Source organism: Enterococcus mundtii, from assembly GCF_002947535.1.
GTDB classification, from domain to species: Bacteria; Bacillota; Bacilli; order Lactobacillales; family Enterococcaceae; genus Enterococcus_B; species Enterococcus_B mundtii_B.
Genome location: NZ_PUAP01000018.1, coordinates 68,045 through 79,907 on the forward strand (window position 1 = coordinate 68,045; position 11,863 = coordinate 79,907).

The 11,863-nt window shown below is 37.5% G+C and carries 11 protein-coding genes; 3 read left to right on the plus strand and 8 right to left on the minus strand.

Annotated features, from left to right (window positions below):
* Positions 1 to 66: 66 nt before the first annotated feature.
* Both CUS89_RS05690 and CUS89_RS05695 read right to left on the minus strand, forming a co-directional pair.
* On the minus strand, positions 67 to 1,443 hold the full coding sequence (locus tag CUS89_RS05690) for a hemolysin family protein (RefSeq protein ID WP_066025688.1): 1,377 nt from the start codon (positions 1,441 to 1,443) through the stop codon (positions 67 to 69).
* A 125-nt stretch (positions 1,444 to 1,568) separates the two neighbouring features.
* The gene (locus tag CUS89_RS05695; protein ID WP_104871389.1) at positions 1,569 to 2,693 is read right to left on the minus strand and encodes an AI-2E family transporter; all 1,125 of its coding nucleotides are present in this window, start codon (positions 2,691 to 2,693) and stop codon (positions 1,569 to 1,571) included.
* Positions 2,694 to 2,828: 135 nt separating this feature from the next.
* On the opposite strand from CUS89_RS05695, the gene CUS89_RS05700 reads away from it, so the two are divergent.
* On the plus strand, positions 2,829 to 3,263 hold the full coding sequence (locus CUS89_RS05700) for a GNAT family N-acetyltransferase (RefSeq protein WP_065096200.1): 435 nt from the start codon (positions 2,829 to 2,831) through the stop codon (positions 3,261 to 3,263).
* A gap of 60 nt (positions 3,264 to 3,323) precedes the next feature.
* Here the strand turns inward: CUS89_RS05700 and ntdP are convergent, their stop codons facing one another.
* The 3 genes from ntdP to recX all read right to left on the minus strand — a co-directional run bounded on the left by ntdP (position 3,324) and on the right by recX (position 5,927).
* The gene (ntdP, locus tag CUS89_RS05705) at positions 3,324 to 3,857 is read right to left on the minus strand and encodes a nucleoside tri-diphosphate phosphatase (RefSeq protein ID WP_010735893.1); all 534 of its coding nucleotides are present in this window, start codon (positions 3,855 to 3,857) and stop codon (positions 3,324 to 3,326) included.
* A 92-nt stretch (positions 3,858 to 3,949) separates the two neighbouring features.
* The gene (mutY, locus tag CUS89_RS05710; RefSeq protein ID WP_104871390.1) at positions 3,950 to 5,134 is read right to left on the minus strand and encodes an A/G-specific adenine glycosylase; all 1,185 of its coding nucleotides are present in this window, start codon (positions 5,132 to 5,134) and stop codon (positions 3,950 to 3,952) included.
* The gene (recX, locus tag CUS89_RS05715) at positions 5,127 to 5,927 is read right to left on the minus strand and encodes a recombination regulator RecX (RefSeq protein WP_104871391.1); all 801 of its coding nucleotides are present in this window, start codon (positions 5,925 to 5,927) and stop codon (positions 5,127 to 5,129) included. Before recX ends, mutY begins: the two co-directional genes overlap by 8 nt.
* A gap of 106 nt (positions 5,928 to 6,033) precedes the next feature.
* Between recX and rlmD the strand changes: the two genes are divergently transcribed.
* On the plus strand, positions 6,034 to 7,410 hold the full coding sequence (gene rlmD, locus CUS89_RS05720; RefSeq protein ID WP_104871392.1) for a 23S rRNA (uracil(1939)-C(5))-methyltransferase RlmD: 1,377 nt from the start codon (positions 6,034 to 6,036) through the stop codon (positions 7,408 to 7,410).
* A gap of 114 nt (positions 7,411 to 7,524) precedes the next feature.
* Here the strand turns inward: rlmD and CUS89_RS05725 are convergent, their stop codons facing one another.
* From CUS89_RS05725 to CUS89_RS05735, 3 genes are all read right to left on the minus strand, one after another.
* The gene (locus CUS89_RS05725; protein ID WP_065096204.1) at positions 7,525 to 8,241 is read right to left on the minus strand and encodes a YcjF family protein; all 717 of its coding nucleotides are present in this window, start codon (positions 8,239 to 8,241) and stop codon (positions 7,525 to 7,527) included.
* A gap of 216 nt (positions 8,242 to 8,457) precedes the next feature.
* Entirely contained in the window at positions 8,458 to 9,066 is a 609-nt protein-coding gene (locus CUS89_RS05730; RefSeq protein ID WP_374955048.1) for a lytic polysaccharide monooxygenase, read from the minus strand.
* 333 nt (positions 9,067 to 9,399) lie between these two features.
* Entirely contained in the window at positions 9,400 to 10,950 is a 1,551-nt protein-coding gene (locus CUS89_RS05735; RefSeq protein WP_104871393.1) for a fibronectin type III domain-containing protein, read from the minus strand.
* A gap of 365 nt (positions 10,951 to 11,315) precedes the next feature.
* On the opposite strand from CUS89_RS05735, the gene CUS89_RS05740 reads away from it, so the two are divergent.
* Positions 11,316 to 11,798, plus strand: coding sequence for a TspO/MBR family protein (locus tag CUS89_RS05740; protein ID WP_104871394.1), 483 nt, complete (start codon positions 11,316 to 11,318; stop codon positions 11,796 to 11,798).
* The last annotated feature ends 65 nt before the right edge of the window (positions 11,799 to 11,863 follow it).

Consider the following 11,863-nt stretch of genomic DNA (forward strand, 5'->3'; position numbering starts at 1 on the left):
TACATCACTTCAGAAAGCAAGTAATATATCCGCTCTTTGTTTCGTTAAAAGATCATCGAAGGTGCTTTATCTTCGTGGTTCGTCGTCTTCAAAATCTTTTTTGAAATAGCGACGTTCTTCTTCAGGCTCAGCTTCTATTTCTTCTGGATCATGGAAGATCACACGAATTTTAAGTATTCTTGAGCCTTCCATTTCTTCAGAGATCAAAGTAATGTTTTCAACATCAAATGACAGCTTTTCTCCTTCATCAGGGATCATACCTAAAGCAGTGATCAAGTAGCCAGCCATTGTATCCACATCACTCATGTGGAGATTACTTTCAAACGCCTCATTGAATTCATCGATCAGCATTCGACCTTGGATGATATATTCGTATTCACCGACTTGTTCGTAGAGATTTTCTACTTCGTCTGACTCATCATCGATTTCTCCAACGATTTCTTCAAGTAGATCTTCCAATGTCACTAAACCTACGACTCCGCCATATTCATCTAATAGGATCGCCATTTGGTTTTGTGTTTTCTTCATTTCATATAATAGATCATCAATAAAAATCGTCTCTGGAACAAAAAGCGGTTCCTGCATGATTTTTTTGATCTCTAAGTTTTCGAACCCAAATTTATGGGCAGCTTTTAATAAATTTTTCGTATGAAGGATTCCAACAACTTTATCTTTGTCTTCATTATAAACAGGAATCCTTGAGTAATTCTCCGATAGTACTTCGTTGACATTTTCTTCAATGGAGTCATTAATGTCGATCATAAAAGCATCTGTTCGAGGAACCATTACTTCCCTTGCAACTTTTGTGTCTAAAGAAAAGACACCTTGAAGCATTTCCAACTCTTCGTTGTTCAATACCCCTTCGTTTTCAAGCATATACCGCATTTCGTCGCGGGTCATCTTTGAATCTTCATCGTCAAAAGTCATTGGTGTAATCCGTGCCAACAAGCTGGTAGATGCAGATAACAGCCACACGAAAGGTTTCGCTACGACACCGATCATTCGGATCATACCAGAGGTGAAATTCGCTACCTCTTCTGATTTATTCAAGGCGATCCTTTTCGGGTATAATTCTCCAAAAACAATCGAAACATAGGTCAAAATAGCCAGTACGATAATATTTGCAATACTTCTTGCTGCGGCACCGCCACCTAATAGTGGGGCTAATCTTACGGATAAAGTATTAGCTAAAGATGCACCAGATAAAATATTGACCAAAGTGATTCCTACTTGGATAGTGGATAGGAAGTTATTTGGGTTCTGCAATATTTTTAAAAGCTTTTTAGATTTAACATCTCCTTCTTCCGCTTTTTGTTCGATCCGATTTTTATTGATCGATACAACTGCAATTTCGGAAGCTGCTAAAAAAGCATTGATCAATGTCAAAATGATCAATAATAAAATTTGCGCTAACAGCGACTGACTCTCAGGGTCAGCATTCATAATCGCATTCTCTCCTTATTCATTTAAATTTTTATTTTTTTATAGAAAAAAACGTGGCTAAAGGTAGCCACGTTAAAATGGTATCATAAAGAAAATTTCTTTGCAATAAAAATAGCCATTACATCTTAAGATTCAAGAGTTGTTGCGATTTTTTTCTTATTCTCATTTTGTTTATCTTCTTTAACGATCTTGACGATATAAGAAATGATTGTTTTACAAATGGCATAGAATGGTACTCCTAGAAAAATTCCTAGTAGTCCGGCAATATTCCCGGCAACCAGTAAAACGATGATGATTGTCAAGGGATGGATCTTCAATGATTTTCCTATGACATTTGGATAAATGATATTTCCATCCAATTGCTGAACGATCAAGACAACTCCACAGCATAGCAGTGCTTTGAATGGATCATTGAATACTGTCACCAAAAACGCTGGGGCTAACCCTAAATATGGACCCAAATATGGAATGAGGTTAGTCAACCCTGCTATCACCCCGAAAAGAAAGGCGTAATCCACACCTATTGCAAAATAACCTAGAAAAGTGAATGTCCCAACGAATAAGCATTCGATTGCTTGTCCGCTAATGTAATTTGCTAATGTTTTATTCAATTGTCCTAATAACTCAACGATTTGTTCTCTCCGTTTTTCTGGGAAGAACCGTTTGATATTCGGTACAAGTTTTTCGCCATCTTTCAACATGTAAAACAAGATGAATGGTGCGGTAATAATAACGATGGTTGCTGAAGCAATCGTTCCAACGATCGAACCTAAACTATTGGACAACCCACTTAGAAATTGTTGGATGATCGTACCATATGAGATATCCAACTGTTCAAAATATTTATTGATATCGACATCTTTGAATACGGACCATTGTGCGACTTCTGCTAACCAAGTCTCTACTTGACGAATAAAGTTAGGCGTATTCGAGGCCAAAGAAGAAATTTGTTGGACTAAACTTGGGATGACACTTAACAAGATCCAGACCAGAGCGGCTACTAACAATAACAGTACGATTGCTACTGCCCAGATCCGTTTCATTTTCGTTTTCATCAATAATCCAACGATCGGATTCAAAATATAATACAAAAAACCAGCAATCAGAACTGGTGCAAATAATGTGGAGAAGAATGTCCCGATTGGTTGGAAGACAAAGTTGATTTTCGAGGACACTAAGATCAATGTTGCTAAAATCAACAATTCAAATGACCAGAACATCAACTTTGATTGTTTTAACTTATCGAACAAATAATTCCCTTCTTTCCTTTTTTATGATATTATATAACATTCTTTTGAAAAAATCTGTTATTTTTGTTTTTATTATAGGCACTTTTCATTCCGATCACTTTACAGTATACTACTGGAAAGAAAGGTGGCTGTTTGATGAAAGTAGTTCATACAAAAGATACAATGAGTCCTATTTATCTCGATGCTGTACGTATCAGAAATCAAGTCTTCGTTGTCGAGCAAGGTGTTCCCTTCGAGAGAGAAATCGATCAGGATGAGGCACATTGTGTCCATTTCGTCCTTTATACAGATGCGCATGAGGCGCAAGGTACCGTTCGTTTACTGCCACTTGAAAATGGTCAGATAAAAGTACAACGTATGGCGATCCTTGCCGAATACCGTCAACAAGGTTTGGGGCAAGTCTTACTAAGAGAAGCAGAGTCTTTTGCTAAAAAACAAGGCTTTGATACGATCAAATTAGGCGCTCAACTGACCGCTATTCCTTTTTACGAGAAGCTTGATTATCACCCCTACGGTGAAGCCTTCGAAGATGCAGGCATCCAACATCTCAACATGAAAAAAAACTTGTGAAGCATCTAAGTAAAAACAGTAAGTAAGATGAAGATCCCTTCACTTACTTACTGTTTTCGTTTACTTTTGCGACAATTGCTTGTAACGGTCATACCAAATATCAATATAGCCTTCTGAGAATGGGCCATCTCCATTATTGATCCAGTCAACCAAAATCTTCACGTTCTCTTTTAAAATGAAGTCAATATCACTTGGATAATTCATCATTTGACTATGCATTTCATATTCATCGACATCTAACAAGCGCTTCTCGCCATCAGGAAAAACCTTGATATCTAAGTCATAATCAATATATTTTAATGCTTCATCATCTAATAAAAAAGGTGAAGCCAGATTACAATAATAGGAAACCCCCTTTTCTCTGATCATTGCTATTACATTGAACCAGTATTTTTTGTGAAAGTATACAATCGCTGGTTCTCGCGTCACCCAACGTCGTCCGTCAGACTCTGTGACAAGAGTATGATCGTTGACACCGATCATTGAATGTTCGCTTGTTTTCAATACCATGGTATCGCGCCACGTTCGATGCAATTTGCCGTCGTGTTTGTAACTTTGGATCGTTACAAACTCTCCTTCTTTTGGAACTCCCATCGCAATCCTTCCTTAGCAACATTTTGTGCTTTGTGTTGGGGTGTTCATTACACCGACATCGTAATTATTATAGCAATAAAAATCATCTTTGCCTAGAAAGGATTACTATTGTTTCGATTTTTATCTAACTGCTGGACGAGCTTCATTTGCACTTTCGGGAAAACCACTTGTTCAAACGCTTCTGGTATCAGCCACTGTGTCTGTTTTCCATTCTCAGACAGGTCTTTTGCATTCTTAGGCAATCGACCATAAAACAATAAAACATGCCATTTCAAGTGACTGAAGATATGCGTTACTTCCCCTAAGTGACGTTTTTGCCATACAACTTTGTCCACATGAGCAAAAGGCAATACTGAAGCACCATCTTCAGCCACTAATGCCTCATCGAACAAACTGATTTCGTCCGTAGGCTGCCAGTCTGATTCTAATTTTCCATATACTTCTTTCGTTACTTCTACCATCGGAAATGTCCACATATCAGCGAGTAGTTTTTGTTGATCTCGTTGTTCAAAATAATAAGCACCCTCTGCGTTTTCAATCGCGGCACAAACATAATAAACATCTCGTGGCTTGGCTTTTTTTGTTTTGACAGGATAGGCGGTTTGGACCCCTTTTTCTTTTGCTAGACAAAATGCTTGGATCGGGCATTCTTCACATTTAGGCGAGGTCGGCGTGCAGATTGCTGAGCCAAGATCCATCAATGCTTGATTGAACTCACCTGGATGCTCTTCGTCAATGATTTTCCGCATGGCTTGATCAAATACTTTGCGACTCGATGCTTTCGCAATATCTTCTTCGATACAAAACAGTCGACTAACCACACGCATGACATTTCCATCGATCGCTGGTTCAGGTACCCCAAAAGCAATACTTGCAATTGCCCCTGTCGTATAAGGACCGATCCCTTTTAATGTACTGATTTCTTCCGGTGTTTGTGGCATCTTTCCGTCAAAATCTTCCATGATCTGTTTTGCGGCAGCTTGAATATTTCTGACCCGCGAGTAATAACCTAAGCCTTCCCAAGCTTTCAGCAGTTTTTCTTCGGGTGCTTGCGCCAACGCTTCGATCGTTGGGAACCACTCCATAAAGCGATAAAAATAATCAATGACTGTATCGACTCGGGTTTGTTGCAACATGATTTCTGATATCCAAATACGATAAGGGTCTTGATTGTAGCGCCAAGGGAGATTTCTTTTCTCGAGTTCATACCATTCAATGAAACGTTCTTGAAATTCTTTTGTTTTTTCTGAAGACCAGTTTTCCCATTCTCTACTCACTTGTTTCTTCTTCCTTTTCTATAATAAAGCGTTGGATCATCTCAAAATCAAAGCCTTTTTGATAGAGACTCTGCTTTACTTTCATCTTTCTTTTCTGCGGTTCAAAGCGACTGTTCTTACGCCAGATCTTCTCACCTTGTTGTACTAAAAGCTCGTATTCAGCTTCTGGATCAGTTTCCTGTGGTAATGTTTGTATCGCTTCTTGGATCACATCATTAGTAAACCCTTTTGTCATCAACTTCTGTTGGATATTCCGTAATAGATCCTTATGACTTTTTGCACGATTTTTTTCGTAAGTCTTTTCCGCTGTTTGTCGTGCATTTTCTACTTGCTCTTCAAACGGATACTGGCTTAAAGACTGCTCGATCACTTCTGGCGAGAGCCCTTTTTGTTGCATTTGCTGTGCTAATTTTTTTGGTCCTTTGTCACTCAAACGCATATTCGTTCGGACGTAACTTTCACCAAAAGTCAAATCGTCCACAAGACCTAATTCTTTTAATTTTTCAACGATTTTATGACGGTCTTCTTGTCCGATTTCTTTGTCTTTTAAATAGATCCGAATTTCTTTTTCCGTTCGTAATTGGTAACTCAAATAATTCAATGCTTGTTGTAAGCCAAAATCATAACCTGTACTTTTTTTGATTTCAGCTAATTTATCTTCTGTTAATTCTTGTCCTTTTAATAAACGATAGCGTACTAAAATATCTTCTGATACTTGTAGTGTTTCGCCATCCGAAAGATCGATCTGATAAAAAAGCCCTTTGCCTTTACTGATTCTTGCAATAGAAAGCAAACTATCCCTCCTCGAACATATATTCCTATCATAACATAGAAAATCCCCAACTCTCGCTATAATATGTTAGAATATAGCCACATAATGATAAAAAAGGGAGATACCTATGCCAGAAGCAATTGTTAAAAACGGCCAAACGATCACATTGAAAATCAAACGTTTAGGGATCAACGGAGAAGGAATCGGCTACTTTAAACGCATGATCGTCTTTGTTCCGTATGCTCTTCCTAAAGAAGAAGTCGTAGTGAAAATCACCAAAGCGACCCCTCGCTATGCCGAAGGACAACTAGTCAAAGTTAAAAAAACAAGTAAGGATCGTGTGACTGCTCCTTGTCCAGTCTATTATGAATGTGGCGGTTGTCAATTGCAGCATCTAGCGTACCATGCGCAGTTGGATTTCAAAAAAGATTTGCTTTTGCAATCGTTAGAAAAATTCAAGCCCGTCGGCTATCGTGAGTATCCACTTTTACCGACGATTGGAATGGACGATCCTTGGCGTTATCGGAACAAAGCACAATTTCAATTAAGAAAAAATAAACAAACAGGCAAAATCGAAGCTGGGCTCTATCAAGCCAACTCTCATGACTTAGTGGCGATCACTGATTGTTTAGTGCAAGAGCCAGCTACACAAAAAGTGATGAATACAGTCGTTGATTTATTGAATAAATATGATTTACCGATTTATGACGAACGTACTGATAGTGGGATTTTCCGCACGATCATGGTTCGAGTGGGTATACAGACAGGTGAGCTACAAGTTGTCTTTATTACTAGAAGTCAAAAATTCCCACAAAAAAATGTCCTGATTCGCGAGATCAATCAGCAACTCCCTGAAGTTGTTTCGATCATGCAAAACGTGCAACCTTTAAAAACCTCCCTCGTGATGGGCGACGAAACAAAACATATTTGGGGAAAAGAAGCCATTGAGGAACGGATCAATGAAGTGACTTTTGACCTTTCACCTCGTGCCTTTTTCCAGTTGAATCCTCAACAAACAGAAGTCTTATACGGTGAAGGAATCAAAGCTTTAGCCATCCAACCTGAAGAAACGATCGTAGATGCTTATTGTGGCGTTGGAACAATTGGTTTGAGTGTGGCAAACAAAGCAAAAGAAGTGCGTGGAATGGATACGATCCCCCAAGCCATTGCAGATGCACAGAAAAACGCACAGCGTTTAGGGTATGAGAATACTCGTTATGAAGTGGGGACGGCGGAAGAGCTCTTACCAAAGTGGTTGAATGAAGGATTTCGTCCGGATGGGATCATCGTTGATCCGCCACGTACTGGTTTAGACGAGCAATTGATCCAAGCAATTTTAAAAAACCCACCGAAAAAATTAGTTTATATTTCTTGTAATGTTTCAACTTTAGCAAGAGACCTCGTCCAATTAGCGAAAGTTTTTCACGTCGAGTATCTGCAGTCTGTCGATATGTTCCCTCAAACAGCACGTTGTGAAGTTGTCGTGAAATTAACAAAAAAATAATTCAACAGCACCAACCAGAATTCTTATAAAAAATAAGCATTTTCCTCTGCATAGGTCAAAAACTATTTCAGAGGTCAATGCTTATTTTTTTATCCGATCATTTCTGATCGAATCTTATTTCATTTGTTTTTTTCGTTTCAATAAAGTAAAAAGCGTTTGAACTTGTCCTTTGAAAGACATGACATCATCAAAAATATCTTCGCCATCATTCAACATCTTCACTGTGATCCAACCTAATGATTCAGTGATCGTACTAGCGACAGTTGCGTTGATTGCTGCACCAGCCACTGTACCTACTGCCGGAATGATCTTGATGATATTCCCTACTGCACTTCTACCTAAACTAACAACGATCAACTCTTTTGAGACACTCTTACCTAATGATTCAGACCACGATTGCCCAAATAACTTGTGGAGACGTCCCATCATCGTTAGCTGAACAGGTACAAGTAAAAAAGCATCTGAAAAAGGGATCGGTGAACAACCGATGATAGCCGCTGTCAAAGAGGCCGCATGAATCGTGGCATGGCATTTTCTACGTAAAGGTTCGTCTACCCCTTTTAAGAATTCTTCAAATAGACGGTCGAATTGTGTTTTACTCTTTGCTAATGTTTGTTCCGCCTTGCTTTTCGACGAATCAAAATTTCGTAAAATAGCTGCGGATGTTTTTTGGGGAAGTCTTTTCATTGTTTCAGCAAAAAAGGAAGCAAATTCTTTTTGTTCCTCAGGTGTTTGCTCCAATGTTTCTTCCAACTCTGTTTCCTCATGTTCGATTACAGTATCTTCAATCGATTCTTTATTTTTCTTTTTTTTACGTAAAAATTTTTTCATTTGATTTCCTCCGTAACCCATTTCTTCTGGTATCCTTACTTCTATCATACAATACAATCTGAAGTTCGCCAAAAAAATGGGACCATCATTGTACCTGCCCCCTTTTGATTTTAGGTGGTTCGAATATACAAATAAACACCCATGAAGTGAAAATGAGAGTCACTTCATAGGTGTTCTTTATATGATCAGTTAAAAAGGTTTCTCTTCAAGGTTTATCTATTGAACATTGACATCGATTACTTGGTAGAACGCATTTGTTGTATCTGAAATATTCCAAACAGCTAAAATCACGTTGTAACCTTTTCTATCTTGAGGAACAGTAATTGTTTGATTTACTGTTTTTGGTGGAACTGTTGCTTTATCATCGATTTTTGTGATCAATTCAAAATCGCTGAATTTCAAAGGTTGGTTTTGGTTCCAACCTGGTTTTGTAATGTAGTAATCCCAAGTGCTTGTGCGATGTTGTGCAGTTAAGTTCCAAGTGATATTCAAAGGACCAGCATTAATTACACTTTTATGCCAACGATTGGCTGTCTGTTCATCTAATGGTTCAAATCCACTGACACCTGCACTCGCGATTTTTCCATCGATAAATGTATTTTTAGGGGCTTCAATACTTTGTGGTTCCCATTGTGCGCGTCCAACGTTTTGATTCAAATTACCTGCAGCTGCTGTACCGAAATAGGCACGACTTCCTGGAGATGTCACATAACCATGTGCATAACCAGATGTACCAAATCCAAACAAACCTAACATAACAATTCCTACAAACATCATAACACTAAACTTTTTCATAACTGAACCTCCTATTTTTGATAGGTTCATTGTAAACGTTTTCTAAAATAAAAACAAACGTTATGCTTTTATAACTTTATTGAAATGAATTCATTTTAGTTAAAACGATATAAATGTTGTTTTAACAGTGTTTCCCATATGATAACTATAGTTATTTACCTAAAATGTTTTTTGATGCACTTAATATTTTCTTAATGTTTCAATATACATATTGTTTTTTACGTAAAAAGAAGAGAGTTTTTTTAGGACTCTCCTCTCTTACTTATCTATATAAATAATAACTTAACTATCATTTTTCAATACAAGTTATTAATATTTTTACTATTTATCATTTTATCTATGGAGTAATAAGAAATAGATAGATTATTTAGTCACAAGTCTCCATGGGCCATAAGGACCAGATTCACTCGGAATATCATTTTGTGTCCAATGTCTCGCTTCATAGATCAGCCCTTCATATGTAACACGCTCTCCACCTAAGTAAACTGTTTCAGGGTCCCAAGCTGGTAGAGTAGATTCTGATTCTTCAAGTGTTGTAAAAGTATAAGTTGCTGCATCCGAAACATTTCCAGAACGGTCTTCTGCAACTACTTCGACTGTGTAAGTCGTATTGCTCTTCAAGTTTTCAAAGGTATGAGACACAGCCATTGTTGTCGCTGATACTGTTTCGCCTGCACCAGTTAACTTAAGATTGTAACGAGCAATGCGATCGTTATCCGTTGATGCTGTCCAATTGATACGCGCGCGTTGTGTCGTAATGAAATCTGAACCTACATTTGTCGGTGTTGATGGGTTTTGTGTATCTTCAGGCATTTCAGAACCATCTGTAAATCTTTGACCAACAGTTAAGAATTCATATTGGTTTTTCACTTGTCCTTGTCCACCGTCTACTTTGGCATCACGATTCATTGACCAGTATGATACCATACCGATTTTACGCTCTTTAGCGTGTTGTACAACCAAGTTGAACATATCTGTTGTAAAGTAAGGATGCTGCTCATTTTCAAATCCTACAGAAGGAGTCGTACCTAATTTTGCATAAGCTTGCTCATCTGTTAATGTTTTACCAGCGTATTGTTTGTAGTGATTTTTTAATTGAACCATTGTGTTATCTACAGCATCTAGTGAGCCTTGCGCATAGTCTGCCACACTTGATCCATAACACATCGTCATGATATTCACGTTAGTTAAATCAACGCCCGCTTCTAAATAAGCTTGTAAAACAGATAATCCTGTTGAAATCAATCCTGTAGGCATAACTGGTAATGTCAATGTTACTTCAACACCAGTTGCATCTTGTAATCGTTTTACCGCTTTAGCATTTGCTAGGTTTTCGTGATAACCCATTGCTGCCGCTTCTACGTCAAAATCGATACGAGTGAAGCCATAACCTTGGATTACTTCCATGTAAGCATCATAAAGCATATCTTCATCTTGTGTTACTTCCCAGAAGGCACCAGAATTTAATCCGCCAAATGACACAGCTGCATCTCCGCCTACTTCTCTTAACTCACGGATCGATTGCTTGATTCCTTCATATTGCCATTCGTCACTATCACTTTCACTCAATCCATTGAAACTTCCCCAAGCCCAATCAAGTTTACCATTTTTGATCCCTCTAGCTTGCATAAATCCTAGATTAAAGAAACGTTGACCTGTTTCTCTAGCAATTGCTGCCATATTCAAGGCACCTTTATTTGACAACACTTCATCTGAAGTATACGCCGTGATATCTACGAATGGTGCTACGACTTGTTCTGGCCACTCGATTCCTTGACCTACACCAAAATCAGGTGTTGCGCGAACTGTTTGCTCTGTTGCCGCTCCTTGCTCTTCATTTAAAAACAACGGTGCAACCAATAAGCTACACAAAGCTGCTCCAGCTAATAATCTCTTTACACTTTTTTTCTTCATTTTCCAAACTCTCCCCATTCAACTAATTCATTTCCCTTGTTCGTAATCGATTACAAATTTTATAATATCAGATAACTCAAAATAATATAACAAAAACAAAAAAGAAATTAAGGTTATTTAATCGTTTTATCTCCGTTTTATAGTTAAATAAAAAAGAAAAAACAAAAATGTTCGGTATTGCAACAATGCTTTAAAATCAACGTATAAATGCTTTTCCAATGGTTAAAACACCTCGATACTATCTTATAAAGGTCAATATGTATGCTAAATTAACATTTCTTAAAATAACTTAAAAAATTACAAGCCATAAATAGGTGCTGTTATAAATAAATATGTTAAACTGTGTAAAGAAAGGAGTTTTTTTTATGGTATACACTATCAATCGATTAAAAGATTATCGTTTGTGGGTTTGCATTATCGGAATCGTTGCTTTAGGATTTTTATCTGGCATTCTTAGCGGCAATCCGGGAAGTTATTATTACTCATTACAACTCCCAGCTTTTGCACCACCTAGTTGGATTTTCGGTCCTATGTGGACGATCCTCTATATTTTAATAGGCATTTCTTTGTACTTCATTTTAAATACACAAAATCAAAAACACCGCACTAGACTATTGTGGCTCTTTACAATTCAATTCATCTTCAATCTTTTATGGTCAGCTTTATTTTTCAATGTGCAAAATACTTTGATTTCTGCTATCGATATCACTTTATTAATGATTTTTCTAACAGCTTTGGTTTATCATTTATGGCTGCACAATCGCACAGCAATGTGGTTGACGATCCCTTACTATTTATGGGTATTTTTCGCATCCATTTTAAATTACGCGATTTTTATTTTGAATTAATAAGTGATATTTTTTATTAAATCTCAGCTAAAGTGATTCGTCCAACTATAATAGTTCATACAAAA

What these genes read in the sequence shown, in the direction of transcription:
- CUS89_RS05690 (WP_066025688.1), bottom strand. Translation starts at nt 1,443, where the DNA reads ATGAATGCTGACCCTGAGAGTCAGTCGCTGTTAGCGCAAATTTTATTA.
- CUS89_RS05700 (WP_065096200.1), top strand. Translation starts at nt 2,829, where the DNA reads ATGAAAGTAGTTCATACAAAAGATACAATGAGTCCTATTTATCTCGAT.
- ntdP (WP_010735893.1), bottom strand. Translation starts at nt 3,857, where the DNA reads ATGGGAGTTCCAAAAGAAGGAGAGTTTGTAACGATCCAAAGTTACAAA.
- rlmD (WP_104871392.1), top strand. Translation starts at nt 6,034, where the DNA reads ATGCCAGAAGCAATTGTTAAAAACGGCCAAACGATCACATTGAAAATC.
- CUS89_RS05725 (WP_065096204.1), bottom strand. Translation starts at nt 8,241, where the DNA reads ATGAAAAAATTTTTACGTAAAAAAAAGAAAAATAAAGAATCGATTGAA.
- CUS89_RS05730 (WP_374955048.1), bottom strand. Translation starts at nt 9,066, where the DNA reads ATGAACCTATCAAAAATAGGAGGTTCAGTTATGAAAAAGTTTAGTGTT.
- CUS89_RS05735 (WP_104871393.1), bottom strand. Translation starts at nt 10,950, where the DNA reads ATGAAGAAAAAAAGTGTAAAGAGATTATTAGCTGGAGCAGCTTTGTGT.
- CUS89_RS05740 (WP_104871394.1), top strand. Translation starts at nt 11,316, where the DNA reads ATGGTATACACTATCAATCGATTAAAAGATTATCGTTTGTGGGTTTGC.